We start from the raw sequence: 14,442 nt of genomic DNA, 5'->3' as shown, positions 1-14,442 counted from the left end.
CAAGGACGCTGAAGCGTCCTGCCGGGTTATTCACTTGCTGTGATTTGCGGCGCGTCGTCCAGTTCGTCCGCGTGTTCCATTGCCTGGATGATCGTCCCGCGTTTGTGGTGTTCCTTCTGATTGCAAACATATTCGATCACACGCCCCAAATCTTTTTGCCCGAACGAGACGACGCTGTACCCGCGTTGCCAATCGAATAGTCGTTCGGGTGGCTTGGGCAAATGGTTGATGTGATGCGACGCCGCGCCCTTGATCTGCCCGACAAAATCCGCGATGGAGACTTTCGGTGGCACCGATGTGGCGACGTGAACGTGTTCCGCGATTCCATTTACGGCGTACACTATCGCGCCTAATGCTTGCGCCTTGCCGACGATGTAACCATGCAATTCGGGTTCGATGTCGGGCGTGATCATCGCCCCGCGATTTTTGGTAGCGAACGTGATGTGGTAGAACAATCGCCAGTACGCCATGGTGCCTCTATGTTATTTGTGTTTTATACGAGCAAGAGCGAGTTGTAAACGATTCGCCTTTTTGTCTGAAGAATCGCATGCTTTTTGAATTCCGAATTCTCAGGACGCTTTAGCGTCCTTGTACCAGTGTTGCCAAATCATTTATGATTTGGCTCTTGCGCGCCCAGTTGGCTTCTTCACCGGTTCTTTCTTCCCCGCCACCCTTTTCCCCTTCACGGTTTTCACTTTCTTCGCGGTTTTCGTGTTCCCAGACTTCGCGGTTTTCGTGATCCTGGGTTTCGCGGGTTCCGCGCTAAACATCCGCTTGATCGCACCAAGATAGTAATTGTCCCAGCCCGTCTCCGTGCCTTCGTAATCCCATTCTTCGATGTTCTCGTGCAGCAAGTCCACGCGTGTGCCTTCGCGCGTCGGCGTCAGCGTGAACGTCACGACCGAGTTCGTGATCGTCCAATTGTCCGGCTTCCACGACTGCGCGAGTTTTTTCTCCGGCACAATCGCGAGCACTTCGCCGGTGATACTGCCATCCCACAACGAGTACGCCGCGCCGGGCTTGAGCGGAAAGACCGCGTCCGCGCCCGACCACTTGCGAATGACGCGCGCGTCGGTCAACGCGCGCCAAATCTTTTTGGGCGACGCGGCGATGATGTATGTTTGTTCGATCTTGTTCATGGTCTCTCCCTTGCCAGTGGGGCAATTTGGAAAATTGCCCTACGGGTTGCACAACACGGGCATCGTGACCGCGTCGTAATTCTTGAACTCGCCGTTCGATAATTTCTCGTACCAGCCAAATCGAATCTGGGTCGCGCCTGACGCGTGCGCGAGCGTGTAAACATCGCGTACGACTTCGCCGGCATCCCAACTCGTCAATGGTCGCCAACCATACACCGGCGCGGCTTGGTCGTCTTGCGCGAGCACGTGACCGTTGGCATCGAGCAAGTGCACGAACACACTCGCGTCGCGCGCGGGTTGTGTGATTGCCGCCCAACTCACGTACAGATCAATTTCGCGTCGTGCACAATGCGCTTGAGTCGCAAATGGAACCGGCAGACCATCGCGCGATTGGATGTTCGCACCCGGCGGAACGCGCTCCATTGCGGTGTCAATCTGAATGAGGCGCGGCGCGACCGCGCGCACGTACACGCGTTGCTTGAGCTGTTTTTCAAACCAAGGCGGTGGGCGATCCGTCAAAATAAATTCCGGCGTCACGAGCATTCCCTGTTTGAGAATCGCGGCGACATCAGCTTTGTCATCCACGCGGCGGAAATGTTGCAATTGTTCGAGCACGTCTTGCGCGAATCCAATCGCGAAATAGCGCGTGCCCCAGGTGAGCATCAGCGTTGCGCCGGTAGGTGTGTTCTGCGCGAGCGCCATAGTCTCGACGCCGGTCGGGTCGTGCGTGAGTCTGGCGATAACGGGCGCGTTCTGTATGACGAGCACTGCACCACAAACGAGCGCGGCAGGCGCGAGTACTGCGTACCCGAATTTTCGCGCGGCGACGAGCGCGTCGCTGAGAAAAATCCAGCCGAAAACGAGCGCGAGCGAAATTGGAAAAATCACCGGTGCGAGAATGTCGTCGAAGAAAATCACGACGAATGCGTATGCCGTGATCGCACTGACGAGAAAGGTGATCGCCTCGCGGCGCGTGGGTAGTCGCATCGCGGCAAACGTCAGACCCAGGATGCCGAGCGCGATGCCCGGCGCGGTTAACTCGGCGACGAGTAGATCGTTGACGGTGTTGAACTTGTCGAGCACGATGTCGAATGAGGTAGGCACGCGCACGATGGCTGGGTTCTCGCGCGCGATGAATTGGTCCCAGAAACCGCTCAACGTACCAGGATTGCCATAGACCCAGATTCCGCCCAGGTTCGCGCGCGCGGGCAGATACGCATAAGGCACAAACCCGATCAAGCCGAGCGCGATCAAGCGCGTCGTGCGCTGCCAACTCAACGCGGGCAATTCGTGCCACACTGCGAAGGCGAGTGGCGGAATCGCGAGGATGAACGCGCGATGATGCGCGAGCGCGATGCCGCCGACGAACGCGAGCCACTCGATGCGATGGGACACCTCGCCGCGCCACAACGCGAACGCGAACAAGATCGTGAGTAGCAACAACGCGAACGAGTAGACTTCGGGGATGACGTTGTGAATCCAGACGTAGCGTGTGACGCCGAGTAACGCGGTCGCCATCGCGGCAAGCGCGACGCGTCCGGTGAGATTGAGCGCGAGCGCGTAAAAAATCGCGAGCGCGGCGAATCCAAAAATCAACGAGACGATCGACGGCGCAACGGTCGGCGCAATTCCGATGAGTCGCAGCGCGCCGACGAACAAGTTACCCAAGATGACAAACAGCGGATAGCCCGTCGCGTGGAGTGTGCCCCACACGTTGAGAACGATTTGCGTCTCGCCCACGTCCGCCATGAAATCATCGGACGAGCCGTTGATCTGCGCGAGCAAGGTCGGCGCGTAGATCAAGGCGAGGAGCGCCAAGACGACGAGTAGCGCAACGATTCGCGCGCGTGGTTTCATCGTTTGCGGCGCGCGGGGGCGGCGGGTCTCTGCGCGCGCAGTTCTTCGAGTTCGTGACGGTTCTCGTCGTCCATCACTTTTTTCCACTCGGGTCGCGTATCTTGCGCGTCGAGCATCTGCCGCAGTTCGATGATCTGGTCGCGCAAGAGCGCGGCTTTTTCAAATTCCCAGTTCTGCGCGGCTTGCTTCATTTGCTTTTCGAGTTCCTCGATCAATTTCGCGCCTTCCGATTTTTCGAGCTTGCCGATGCCGCCTGCCTTGTATTCTTCTCTCCCTTCCGCGGCGACGCGCACGCGGTCGGTGAGATCGCGCACTTGCTTGACGATGCCTTGCGGCACGATGTTGTGCGTGGTGTTGTGTTCCACTTGAATCGCGCGGCGACGATTCGTTTCTTCAAGTGCGCGCTTCATCGAATCGGTCATCACGTCGGCGTACATGATCACTTGACCGCTGACGTGCCGCGCCGCGCGCCCGATCGTTTGAATCAACGCGGTGCCGCTCCGCAAAAATCCTTCCTTGTCCGCGTCGAGAATCGCGACGAGCGACACTTCAGGCAGATCGAGTCCTTCGCGCAAAAGGTTGATGCCGACGATGACGTCGTACACGCCGAGACGGAGATCGCGCAGAATCTCGACACGCTCGAGCGTTTGCACTTCGGAATGGAGATAATGCACCTTGATGCCGAGTTCGTGGAGGTACTCGGATAAATCTTCCGCCATGCGTTTGGTCAGCGTTGTGACGAGCACGCGCTCGTGTAGTTCGAGCCGTTTGCGAATCTCGGCGACCAAATCGTCCACCTGACCTTTGATCGGACGCACGGAAACTTCGGGGTCCACCAAACCGGTCGGGCGAATGATTTGTTCGACGACTTGCGCGCTCGATTTGATTTCGTACTCGGAGGGCGTCGCGCTGACGAAAATCGTTTGGTTGAGTTCCTTTTCGAATTCTTCAAAACGCAACGGACGATTGTCGAGCGCGCTCGGCAGGCGAAAGCCGTACTCGATGAGCGTTTCTGTGCGCGCGCGGTCGCCGTTGTACATGCCGTGAATTTGCGGAACGGTCATGTGCGATTCGTCAATGAAGAGCAAAAAGTTGTCGGGAAAATAATCGAACAGCGTCCACGGCGGCGAGCCGGGCGCGCGTTGCGCGAGCGGTCGCGAATAGTTTTCGACGCCGGAACAATAGCCGACCTCGCGCAACATTTCGAGATCGTACTTGGTGCGTTGTTCGATGCGTTGCGCTTCGAGCAATTTGCCCTGGTCTTTGAACTTGGCGATTTGATCGGCGAGTTCTTTTTCAATATCTTGCAGCGCGGCATTGAGCTTGTCTTGCGGCGTAATGAAATGCTTCGCCGGAAAAACTTCGACGTTGGGATGTTCAAAGAGGACTTCGCCGGTCGTCGTGTCCACCTCGGTGATGCGTTCGATCTCGTCGCCGAAGAACTCGACGCGATACGCGGTCGTGCCGTACGCCGGCGCGATTTCAAGCGTGTCGCCGCGCACGCGAAATTTGCCGCGACCCAGGTCGAGATCGTTGCGCTCGTAGTGATTCTCGATGAGTTGGCGCAGAACCTTGTCGCGATTGCGCGTCTCGCCGCGTTGAAGTTTCACCGACACGCGCGCGTACTCTTCGGGCGAACCCAGACCGTAGATGCACGACACGGACGCGACGATCACGACATCGCGCCGCGAGAGCAGGGAGGCGGTTGCCGCGAGGCGCAGGCGATCAATCTCTTCGTTGATGCTCGAATCCTTTTCGATGTAGAGATCGTGTTGCGGCACGTACGCTTCGGGTTGGTAGTAATCATAGTACGATACAAAGTACTCGACCGCGTTGTGCGGAAAGAATTCGCGGAACTCGGAGTACAACTGCGCGGCGAGCGTTTTGTTGTGCGCGATGATGAGCGTCGGCTTTTGAACTTTTTCGATGATCGCCGCCATCACGAACGTTTTGCCGGTGGCGGTCGCGCCGAGCAAGGTTTGGTACTTGTCGCCGCGCTGAATGCCTTGTACGAGTTTGTCAATCGCGGCGGGTTGATCGCCGGTCGGTTGAAACGGAGAAACGAGTTGAAAGTTGGGCATTTTTCCTCTTGCGCTAAAACCCCGTTTTCTGCCAGGTGGGGAAAACGGGGTTTAGATTTTACGCGCGCTTGCGAATTTCGGCGAGCAGGTCTTCTTCGAGTGGAAGCGGGTCTTGCCAGAGCCATTCGACGCGCAACCAGAATCCATCAACGACGCGCGATTGAAAAATGCCCCGCGGGTCTGGGTTGATGAGTTCGTACATCCCCGTCGCGTTGAGTACGTAAAACTCGGCGCGACGGCGAATCGGATCAATTAGCCAGTATTCGGGAATGCCGGCTTGTTCGTATTCGACGAACTTGTCGCCGCGATCGCGCGCGATGCTTTCCGGCGAAATGATTTCGACGACGAGGTCGGCGGGACCATCGAGGTACGTGTCGCGCAAACGATTCGTGTTCTCCGCGCGCACAAATAGAATGTCCGGCTCGCGTCCGCTGGGTACGTGCGGCAGGCGCATCAAGACGGGCGCGTCGAGAACTTTTCCTAGTTTATTGCGTCGCACGAACTGACGCAATAGAACAAAGAGAAATCTTTTGATGTCCTGATGTTGTGCACTGGCTAGTGAAGTCATCACAATTTCTCCGTTGACCCACTCGGCGTGAGTGTCTTCGTCGCACCAATCGAGAAATTCTTCAAACGTCATTTGCGATTTTGCCGGCGTGCGCGTCGGCGCAGCGGCGACTTGCGGTTCAAGCATACGCGCTTCCTTTCCAGTGCTCGGCATTATACCACGAATCGTTACCTGGGACGATACGTGATCTGCAAGTACGGACGCAACGCGCGATTGAGATGCTCGTTGCTGTTAAAGGCGCGATAGTTGATCGTGCTCAGATTTTCACTCGTGTTCATCAAAACCAATCCATTGTCCGGTTGCGCGTCTGTGTGCCACTCCTCCACCATTTTGGTCACATCCCAGGTGTACCACCCTTCGCCGCCCACGCTCACATTGTCGTACATCGCGGTGCGCCCGGGTTGGTTGTTCCAGGTGACAGCCGTTTGGGACCACGCGCCCGTCAAGCGATGCACGCCGATGCGGGTCGTGCCGGATGTAGCGGTCATCACATGGACATTCAATTTGGCTTGCAGAATCGCGTAATTCGCCGGCAGTTTGAGTCCGAATCGCAGCAGTGCGCGTTGTTTAGCGCCAGGACAATCCGGATCGCCGGAGTTGGACGCCACGTTGAGCTGGGTCGTGTTGTTCGGACTGCTCGCGCCGCAGGTCGAAGTGACGAATGCATCTTCGACTGCCGGCAGCGTGATCGTCGTCGGTACGGCGGTCAGTGTGATCGTCGGTGTGCGCGTGCGCGTTGGTGTGCGCGATGGTGTCACGGTCAGCGACGGAGTTCGGGTGAGCGTTGGCGATGGCGCGCTCGATGGGGTCGGCGTTGGCGATGGCACAAATGGCGCGACCGTGACTGGTGTGATTGGCGTATCCGTTGGCAATGACGTGCTGGTGCTCGTGGGCGTAGATATCAAAATGGGTGTTGCCGTGATCATGGCTATTGGCGTTCGACTCAGCGCGATGAGGACCGCGCCTCCGCCAATCGCGAAAAACAAAACGATTGTTGCCGCGACACCAATCCACATGCCCCAATTGATTCGGCGCGCGGGCACTGGCTGTGGAGCACCGCGCGGCAGAGTTTGTGGTCGCGGTTGAGAACGCGGTTGAGTGGATGCTGGGACGGGCTGTATCGGAAAGCCGAGTTCCTTGAGTAATTGCGCGCCCAGGGCAGTTACGGTCAACGTGCCTTTGGCGTCCTGGATCAGTTTGCCGCGCAAGAGCGATACGAGCTTGACGCGCAGTTCGTTCGGCGCGAGGTTGACATCGCGCGCGAGATCGTCGAGCGTGACCTTGCCGACGTGATTGACCAATCCCAGGATGAAGAACACGGTTGGATCGGACAGTGAGTCAATCTCGTCGCGATGCGTGCGGTACAGTTCGAGTAGATTGCGCGCGTACGAATCGTGGGAGGGCGGGTTCATCGCGTTGGCTCCCCAGGATTGACGCCTGCCCAGCTCGCCACGTTTTGCTGATCGCGATACTTGACCATCTGGAGCACGTTGACTTTTTCGATCACTTTGCGGAGCAAGTGGCACTGCGTAATGTCGTCGGGATACTTGAACGTTTCGACATTGTTGTACAGCGTTTTGAGTTCGGTCAATGCGCCGCGATACGAATAGCCGTCTTGCGCGCGTTCGTCAATAAAGATCAGCATTTTGAAATTGACGATGCGATAACTCGCAAAGTCGTGAACTTCGGCGACGGAGCCGTACGAGGTCTGCATCACGACAATGAGATCGGCGGCTTGGGCTTGGAGAAACTCGATGCCCTTTTGGGACATTTCTGCCGGCGAGCCGCCGGCGAGTTCTTCGCTAAACACCGCGGCGTGACCCAGGCGGCGGAGTTCATCGCGAATTTGCAGACGCTTGCGGTACAAATCGCCGGCGCTCGCGCCCGGACCCCACACGAGAATAACGAGCGGAGTTTGGCGCACGGCTTGTTGCAACGCGGTATAGCGCGGTTTGAAAACCTGGTCGAAGAATTGTTGCGCGCGGGGGCTGAACGCGACCTGACCCAGGTCTGCTATCGGGGATGCTTGCGGAGTCGCCATTGGCTTGTCTCCTCGCGCCGAGAGCACATCTCTGGCGCGCCCAGATTATAGGACAACTTGGCGAATCACGCAATCAGTTGCGCCTATGTCATTGCGAGGGCGGATTTTGCCCGCAGCAATCTCCAACCCCACCCTAACCCTCCCCTTGGTAAGGGGAGGGTAGGGAGGGGTGATTGCTTCGCTTCGCCCGCAATGACACATACGGCAACTGGCTAGTTACCCGGTTGTGGTATAATCCCGCCGATGAAAAATCTAACCGATGCCGCGCGCGCGTTTCAAGTCGCGCTGACTACCCAGCAACTCGACGCGTTTGAAATTTATCTGCGCGAGTTGACCGAGTGGAACACGCGCGTCAATCTCACTGCGATCATCGAACGCGATCAAGTTGTACTCAAACATTTCTTGGATTCATTGTCGGTTGTTCCCGCATTGCCGACCGACGCGCGCACACTTCTCGATGTGGGAAGCGGCGCGGGATTTCCCGGCGTGCCATTGAAAATCGTGCGTCCTGAGTTGCGCGTAACCTTGCTTGAATCGGTCGGTAAAAAGGTTGCGTTTCTCCAGCACCTCATCGCGCGACTCGATCTGCGCGACACGGCGGCGATTCACGCGCGCGCCGAAGACCTCGCGCGCGAGGCGGCGCACCGCGACAAATATGATGTCGTCGTCGCGCGCGCCGTTGCAGACCTGGCTGTGCTTGCCGAGTACGCACTACCGTTCGTGCGCGTCGGCGGCGTGTTCATCGCGCAAAAGGGTGTCGCGATTGATGACGAGGTACAACGCGCCACGCGCGCGCTGCGAATCCTGGGTGGTCAAGTGAGCGCGATCACGCCCGTGCAGTTGCCTGGGTTGGAGCCGCGACATCTCGTCGTCATCGCCAAAATCGCGCCGACGTCGGAAACGTTCCCGCGCCGCGCCGGCATTCCGGAACGCAAGCCGTTGTGATCCGTCCAACAAAAGCGTGGGGCAATTTTCCAAATTGCCCCACTTTGCCGAATGCAAATTTCGGTGAGGCAATTTGGAAAATTGCCCCACTTTGGTTTGTTCGAGTTGGGGAATTGAGTTAGAGGTCGGAAATTACTTGCCCGTCGCACACATGGAGGACATGGACGCGTTCGAGCCATTCTGGCGCGAGGTCGCTGAGGTCGGTCGTGGTGATGAGGGCTTGCGTCGAATCAAGCATCGTGTCGGCGAGCGCGGCGCGGCGCGCTGCGTCGAGTTCGGACATTACGTCGTCGAGCAAGAGCACGGGCGTTTCGCCGGTCTCGGCGCGCATCAACGCAACTTCGGCGAGTTTGAGCGACAAGGCAATCGTGCGTCCCTGCCCACGCGAGGCAAACGTATTCGCGTCCATCGGCGGCGCGCCGTTCGCGCGCTGAACAATAAAGCGCACGTCGTCGCGATGCGGACCGACGAGCGTTTGCGCGGACGCGAGTTCGCGCGGGCGCAGCGCGGCGAGTTGTTCGTTGAACGCGCGCGCGATGCCGGCGACGCGCAACTCTTTCCCAGTCGCGGTGGCGTGTTCGCCGTTCGACGCGACGCTTGGCTGATAGACCAGACGCAACTCTTCGCGCGCGCCGGTGAGGCGCGGATGAATTTCGGCGATCAGATCATTGTAGCGCGCGATAGTGTCGCCGCGCCGCGCGATGAGGTACGTCCCCTCGGCGACGAGTTGCTGATCCCAGACTGCGAGCTGGGTCGGATTGTTGAATGACCGCTCGCGAAATTCGCGCAACAATCCGTTGCGCTGTTCGAGCACCTGATTATATTTCGAGAGCGCGCGCCCGTAACGCGGATCAATCTGCGAAAGCGTCACGTCGAGATAGCGTCGCCGGTCGCCGGGCGATCCGAAAACCAGGTCAAGGTCTTCGGGCAGAAAGAGTACGACGTTCAGTTCTCCCAGCAAGTCGAGTGCGCGTTTGCCGACGCCGTTGACCTTGATGCGTTTGGTGACGCGTCCATTCGCGGCGCGCGCGCTGTCCACCCTTGCCGCCGATTCGCCGGGTTGCACGAGGACGATTTCCAACTGCGTGCGCGTGCCGTTGCTCTTTTCCACGTCCGCTTCGACGTGCGCGAATGGGATCGGTTCGTCGCTCGCGCCCCAGCGAATCAACTCGCGTTCCGCGCCGGCGCGCGGCGAGTGCGCGGTCGCGAGATAAAAGATCGCTTCGAGCAAACTGGTTTTACCGCACGCGTTCTCGCCTTGCAATAATGTGACACCCGGCGCGAGGTCGAGTTCGAGATGGGCATAGTTGCGAAAGTTGGTGAGCGTAAGGTGCGTCAGATTCATGGATGACTCCAATCCAACCCTGCGAAGGCGCTTCGCGAAACCTTCGCAAGGTCAAAGAGATTGTAGCACTGGCAACGCGGAAAATCAAATCTTTGCGTGTGTGCGCGGGTCGTGGTATAATTTTTTCAGCTCAGTGAAAAGGACAATGCAATGAAGCACACCGTATTTTTTCTCGTGTTATTTGGATTGACGCTCGCGTTGATCGCGTGCAATGCCGCGACGCCGACACCCACACTGGCGCCGCCCCCACCGCCGACGAATACTGCGACGCGCACGGCGATTCCGCCGACCGCGCCGCCGTCAACCGCGACGCGCGCACCGGCAACGGCTACGCCGACATTACCGCCGCCAACGTTCGCGCCGTTGCCGAGCGCGGACGAACTCTGGCAGCGCGCGCAAACCTGCAACTGCCTGGTCGCTTACACGATGCCCGACGCCGGCGCGAATCTCATTCTCAAAGCGATTCAGAGCGCGAAAAAATCCATTCGGCTCAAAATGTATTTGTTCACGAGCGACGCGGTGCGCGATGCGTTAATCGCCGCATCCAAGCGCGGCGTGGACGCGCGCGTCTTGATGGAATTGAATCCGTACGGGATGGGCGCGACGAACGTGGATATTTACAACGCGATGAAAGGGACGCCGATCAAGTTTCGCTGGGCGAGTTATGACTTTCGTTTCACGCACGAAAAGAGTTTGGTCATTGACGATCAGATCGCGTTCGTGATGACGCACAATATCACCACGTCGTCGTTCACCTCGAATCGCGAGTACGGCATCATCACGCCGCGCGCCGACGACGTAGCGGAGATCGTCAAGGTGTTCGAGGCGGACTGGGACAAGGTGCCGGTGGATTTGAAGAACGCGCGTCTCGTGTGGAGTCCGGTCAACGCGCGGCAAAAGTGGGTTGAGTTGATTGATAGCGCCAAGACGAGCATTGATCTCGAACAGAACGAATGGATCGCGCCGGAGATTGTGTTGCACGTCGTCAATGCCGTCCAGCGCGGGGTCAAGGTGCGCGCGCTGTTTTCGCCGCGCGACCCCATCGAGTCCGACAGCGCCGAGCCGCAGCGCGATTTGATTCGTCGCGCCGGCGCGCAGGTCAAATACATGAGCCAGCCGTACATCCACGCGAAAATGTTTCTCGTGGATGGCGCGCGCGCGTTCGTCGGCTCGGAAAATGTTTCGGACAATTCGCTCGACAACAATCGCGAACTCGGCATTATTTTCGATCAACCGGACGCGATTCAGGTGCTGCGCCAAACGTTTGAGAAAGATTGGACGCTCGCGACCGTCGAGCCGTTTCCCAAAACGGACGAACCGATTCCGGCGAGTGGCGTGGTGAATTGGAAGGATGCCGCCAAGTACTATAATCGCGAAGTGACAATTGAAGGTAAGATCACGACGATCTACAACAGCGGGCGCGTGATGTGGTTGCAGTTCAGCGAGGATTGGCGGACCGATATGAAGGTCGTCATCTTTCCATCGGACTGGGGCAAATTTCCGCAACGTCCCGATCTGATGTACAAAGACAAGGTGATTCGCGTGACCGGCAAGGTCGTCAAGTATCAGGACGCGCCGGAAATGGTGATCAATAGCCCAGACCGAATTGTCATCGTAGGTCAGTGAGATGCGCGACGCATTGAAACAGCAATGGGCGCGCGCGCTTGAAGCGCAACGATTCGACATCGTGCGGCGCGAGCCGTTGCAGGCGCGCAAAGAGTACGCCACGCGCGATGTGGTGGACGTGTTCGTGAACGACGACCAGGTGCGCTTGATCGTCACGCGCGCGCTCGGCGACACGCGGAATGAAACGCGCGCGTCGAATGCCGGACGCGCATACCAGGTATTCGTCGAGCAAAACGCAGTGACCATCGTCAACTATCGCGTCCGCGCGGGCGAGGATGTCGGCGAAATTTTGCGCGAAATGGAGAAGGAAATTGCGGGGAGATGAAGTCGGGCTGCGACGCGCGCCCAAACCGAGTTATCGCTATTTGAATTTGGTGACCGGCGTTTTCGTCACCTGTTTGATTATCTCGAACATTATCGTCGCCAAGCTTGTTGGGATCGGCGATGTGGTGATGTCGGCGGCGATCATTATTTTTCCGGTCAGTTACATCTTTGGCGATATTCTCACCGAGGTGTACGGCTATGCGCGGTCGCGGCAAATTATTTGGATTGGTTTCGCATGCAACGCGCTCGCGGTCGTGGCGATTCAAATCGGGGCGGCGTTGCCGTCGGCGGATTTCTGGACCGGGCAAGCCGCGTACGAGCAAATGCTCGGCACGACGCCGCGCTTTTTGATCGCGTCGTTGATTGCGTACCTCGTCGGCGAGTTTATGAATTCGTTCGTGCTTGCCAAGATGAAAATCGTTACGCGGGGACGCTGGCTCTGGTCGCGCACCATCGGGAGTACGCTCATCGGCGAGGCGTTCGACACGGTGATCTTTACGCTCATCGCGTTCACCGGCGCACTTGAGCCAGGCGCGATGGTGAACATTACCGTGACCGAGTGGACACTCAAATGTTTGTACGAATTCGTCGCGACGCCGGTGACGTATCAAGTGGTCAATTTCCTCAAGCGCGCGGAGCGCGAGGACTATTACGATTACTACACCGATTTCAATCCATTCAATTTGGGTGGATGAACCGTGAAACCCAAAGACGATGACGTCGGCGGGTTTCGTTTTTTCTGGGATTACCTGATTGTGTCCTGGAACGCGACGCGCACCAAGACTCGAAAGGTGAATTGCCCTATTGCAACCCTGTCGAACTTTTGCTATAATCAGGTCGCACTTGAAAAACCAACTATTACGAGGAGGCATTATGGACATCGGTAAGGCATTTACTTACGTCTTCGAAGACCCCAAATGGATGATGAAAGTTCTCATCGGCGGACTTGTCGGGCTTGTGCCCATCGTCAATTTTGCTGTGCTCGGTTATATGCTGACCACGTTAAAGAACGTGGCAGACGGACAGCAATATCCGTTGCCGGAATGGGGCGAATTCGGGGCGCACTTTATGAAGGGTTTGTACGCGTTCGTCGGTGTGCTGGTCTATTTTGCGCCGTTGATCGTTGTTTCTTGCTGCGTGGGTGTGTTGGGCGCGGTTGCGAGCGGCGCAGTGGGCAGCACGGCTGGGCGCAATGCCGGTGATGCAGTTGCAAGTGTAGTTAGTATCCTTACCTTGTGTTTGAATTGCGTTGCCGGTCTGTATGGTTTGGTCGCGGGCATCACGCTTTATGCGCCGATGACCCGATTTGCGATGAGTGCAAATCAACTCTCGCTCTTTTGGGATTTCCGCGCGAACTTTGATTTCATCATGAAGAACCTGAGCAACTACATCATCGCCTTGTTGATCGGCATCGTCGCCTCGATTATCGGTAGCTTTGGTATCATTTTGTGCGGGGTCGGTATCTTGTTCACGGCATTTTGGTCGTACATGGTTGCGGCATACATGTTCGGTCAATTCTGGCGAACCGCGCAGGGTCAAGGCACGGCGCCCGCGACAATGTAATTTGCATGGCGCACTAAATCGAATATACTTCATTGGCGAGGGTGCTCATTGAGCACCCTCGTCACGTATCCGGACACTTTTTTGGAGTGAGTATGGAACTGCGCGAGTACCTCCGCGTCGTGCGACGCTTTCTTTGGTTGATCGTGGCATTGCCGACAGTTGTCAGCATCGGCAGTTGGATTTTTCGTCCGCAACCCGCGCCGGTCTACACCGCCAGCGTCCGGTTTACGATTGGCGTGAGCGCGCCGCCGGCGAGCCAGGTCACCGGGTTCGATCCGATCCTCACCTCGTTTCAAGCATCCGAGTACATCCGCGATGATTTCGTCGAGATCATTCGCAGCGACGTGTTCGCCGATGATGTGAACGCGCTCCTCGCCAAAGCCGGCGCGAGCGATCTCAAAATCGGCAAGGCGAACATCGGCGCGTCCATCGAAAAACAACGGCGCTTGATGTCGCTGACGATTGCGTGGGGCAACGCGGAGCAAGCGCAAAAAATCGCGGACGCGGCGGTAAAAAATCTCAGCGAAAACAACGCCAAGTATTTCGCGCAACTCGGCGCGGTCGGCGCGACCGTCGCGGTGATTGACAAGCCGGTCGTCGCGCGCGTCGGCGTGTCGTTGCGCGAGCAACTCGACATTCCGATTCGCGCCGCGCTCGCGCTCCTCGCCGCGCTCGCACTCGCCTTCATCCTCGACTATCTCGACACTTCCATCCGCGACACGCGCGATGTCGAATCGCTTGGCATTCGTGTGCTCGGAGAAATCCCGCGCGGTCGGTGAGCGACAAGTACACACGTACACACGTAGACACGTAGACACATAGACACGTAGACAGGTTTACCGTTGTCTACCTGATTACCTGTTTTCTTGTTTCCTTTTTTTATTTGCCACTTGTTTCCCGGTTTCTCTCACTTGTGGTAAAATGCCACACGAACGCTTCATTAGGAGAAAGTG

At 57.6% G+C, this 14,442-nt stretch carries 14 protein-coding genes; 6 read left to right on the top strand and 8 right to left on the bottom strand.

Annotated elements, in window-relative coordinates:
* Positions 1–26: 26 nt before the first annotated feature.
* The 7 genes from tnpA to HY868_09510 all read right to left on the bottom strand — a co-directional run bounded on the left by tnpA (position 27) and on the right by HY868_09510 (position 7,686).
* Entirely contained in the window at positions 27–470 is a 444-nt protein-coding gene (gene tnpA, locus HY868_09540) for an IS200/IS605 family transposase (GenBank protein ID MBI5302369.1), read from the bottom strand.
* Positions 471–611: 141 nt separating this feature from the next.
* Positions 612–1,139 carry an SRPBCC domain-containing protein gene (locus tag HY868_09535; protein MBI5302368.1) on the bottom strand — a complete coding sequence of 176 codons (528 nt, stop codon included), beginning with the start codon at positions 1,137–1,139 and terminating at the stop codon, positions 612–614.
* A 39-nt stretch (positions 1,140–1,178) separates the two neighbouring features.
* Positions 1,179–2,996, bottom strand: coding sequence for a DUF2723 domain-containing protein (locus tag HY868_09530; GenBank protein MBI5302367.1), 1,818 nt, complete (start codon positions 2,994–2,996; stop codon positions 1,179–1,181).
* Positions 2,993–5,077, bottom strand: a complete 2,085-nt coding sequence (gene uvrB / locus HY868_09525; GenBank protein ID MBI5302366.1) for an excinuclease ABC subunit UvrB — start codon at positions 5,075–5,077, stop codon at positions 2,993–2,995. The genes HY868_09530 and uvrB overlap by 4 nt, the downstream gene beginning before the upstream one ends.
* Before the next feature lie 58 nt (positions 5,078–5,135).
* On the bottom strand, positions 5,136–5,771 hold the full coding sequence (locus HY868_09520) for a Uma2 family endonuclease (GenBank protein ID MBI5302365.1): 636 nt from the start codon (positions 5,769–5,771) through the stop codon (positions 5,136–5,138).
* Between the two features lie 41 nt (positions 5,772–5,812).
* Positions 5,813–7,057 carry a DNRLRE domain-containing protein gene (locus tag HY868_09515; GenBank protein MBI5302364.1) on the bottom strand — a complete coding sequence of 415 codons (1,245 nt, stop codon included), beginning with the start codon at positions 7,055–7,057 and terminating at the stop codon, positions 5,813–5,815.
* Positions 7,054–7,686 carry a hypothetical protein gene (locus HY868_09510; GenBank protein ID MBI5302363.1) on the bottom strand — a complete coding sequence of 211 codons (633 nt, stop codon included), beginning with the start codon at positions 7,684–7,686 and terminating at the stop codon, positions 7,054–7,056. Before HY868_09510 ends, HY868_09515 begins: the two co-directional genes overlap by 4 nt.
* A 243-nt stretch (positions 7,687–7,929) precedes the next feature.
* On the opposite strand from HY868_09510, the gene rsmG reads away from it, so the two are divergent.
* Positions 7,930–8,631 (top strand): 16S rRNA (guanine(527)-N(7))-methyltransferase RsmG, encoded by a 702-nt coding sequence (gene rsmG / locus HY868_09505; protein MBI5302362.1) that lies wholly within the window; start codon positions 7,930–7,932, stop codon positions 8,629–8,631.
* 118 nt (positions 8,632–8,749) lie between these two features.
* Here the strand turns inward: rsmG and recF are convergent, their stop codons facing one another.
* On the bottom strand, positions 8,750–9,976 hold the full coding sequence (recF, locus tag HY868_09500) for a DNA replication/repair protein RecF (protein MBI5302361.1): 1,227 nt from the start codon (positions 9,974–9,976) through the stop codon (positions 8,750–8,752).
* 150 nt (positions 9,977–10,126) lie between these two features.
* Between recF and HY868_09495 the strand changes: the two genes are divergently transcribed.
* From HY868_09495 to HY868_09475, 5 genes are all read left to right on the top strand, one after another.
* Positions 10,127–11,602 carry a hypothetical protein gene (locus tag HY868_09495; protein MBI5302360.1) on the top strand — a complete coding sequence of 492 codons (1,476 nt, stop codon included), beginning with the start codon at positions 10,127–10,129 and terminating at the stop codon, positions 11,600–11,602.
* Position 11,603: 1 nt separating this feature from the next.
* The gene (locus tag HY868_09490; protein MBI5302359.1) at positions 11,604–11,927 is read left to right on the top strand and encodes a hypothetical protein; all 324 of its coding nucleotides are present in this window, start codon (positions 11,604–11,606) and stop codon (positions 11,925–11,927) included.
* A complete protein-coding gene (locus HY868_09485; GenBank protein MBI5302358.1) occupies positions 11,878–12,621 on the top strand; it encodes a queuosine precursor transporter in 744 nt (247 codons plus the stop codon). The genes HY868_09490 and HY868_09485 overlap by 50 nt, the downstream gene beginning before the upstream one ends.
* A gap of 178 nt (positions 12,622–12,799) precedes the next feature.
* Positions 12,800–13,489, top strand: a complete 690-nt coding sequence (locus HY868_09480; GenBank protein MBI5302357.1) for a DUF4013 domain-containing protein — start codon at positions 12,800–12,802, stop codon at positions 13,487–13,489.
* A 92-nt stretch (positions 13,490–13,581) separates the two neighbouring features.
* Complete coding sequence (locus HY868_09475; GenBank protein MBI5302356.1) at positions 13,582–14,268, top strand: hypothetical protein; 687 nt, start codon at positions 13,582–13,584, stop codon at positions 14,266–14,268.
* Positions 14,269–14,442 lie beyond the last annotated feature (174 nt).

It is taken from the genome of Chloroflexota bacterium (assembly GCA_016219275.1).
In the GTDB taxonomy this organism is placed as follows: Bacteria; Chloroflexota; Anaerolineae; order UBA4142; family UBA4142; genus JACRBM01.
This window is presented reverse-complemented; position numbering and strand designations above follow the sequence as displayed.

Bases quoted from the DNA above. Each gene is read 5' to 3' on its own strand.
- HY868_09530 (MBI5302367.1), bottom strand. From the start codon at position 2,996: ATGAAACCACGCGCGCGAATCGTTGCGCTACTCGTCGTCTTGGCGCTC.
- HY868_09480 (MBI5302357.1), top strand. From the start codon at position 12,800: ATGGACATCGGTAAGGCATTTACTTACGTCTTCGAAGACCCCAAATGG.
- HY868_09475 (MBI5302356.1), top strand. From the start codon at position 13,582: ATGGAACTGCGCGAGTACCTCCGCGTCGTGCGACGCTTTCTTTGGTTG.
- HY868_09510 (MBI5302363.1), bottom strand. From the start codon at position 7,686: ATGGCGACTCCGCAAGCATCCCCGATAGCAGACCTGGGTCAGGTCGCG.
- HY868_09515 (MBI5302364.1), bottom strand. From the start codon at position 7,057: ATGAACCCGCCCTCCCACGATTCGTACGCGCGCAATCTACTCGAACTG.
- rsmG (MBI5302362.1), top strand. From the start codon at position 7,930: ATGAAAAATCTAACCGATGCCGCGCGCGCGTTTCAAGTCGCGCTGACT.
- HY868_09485 (MBI5302358.1), top strand. From the start codon at position 11,878: ATGTCGGCGAAATTTTGCGCGAAATGGAGAAGGAAATTGCGGGGAGAT.
- HY868_09535 (MBI5302368.1), bottom strand. From the start codon at position 1,139: ATGAACAAGATCGAACAAACATACATCATCGCCGCGTCGCCCAAAAAG.
- HY868_09495 (MBI5302360.1), top strand. From the start codon at position 10,127: ATGAAGCACACCGTATTTTTTCTCGTGTTATTTGGATTGACGCTCGCG.
- uvrB (MBI5302366.1), bottom strand. From the start codon at position 5,077: ATGCCCAACTTTCAACTCGTTTCTCCGTTTCAACCGACCGGCGATCAA.
- recF (MBI5302361.1), bottom strand. From the start codon at position 9,976: ATGAATCTGACGCACCTTACGCTCACCAACTTTCGCAACTATGCCCAT.
- tnpA (MBI5302369.1), bottom strand. From the start codon at position 470: ATGGCGTACTGGCGATTGTTCTACCACATCACGTTCGCTACCAAAAAT.
- HY868_09520 (MBI5302365.1), bottom strand. From the start codon at position 5,771: ATGCTTGAACCGCAAGTCGCCGCTGCGCCGACGCGCACGCCGGCAAAA.
- HY868_09490 (MBI5302359.1), top strand. From the start codon at position 11,604: ATGCGCGACGCATTGAAACAGCAATGGGCGCGCGCGCTTGAAGCGCAA.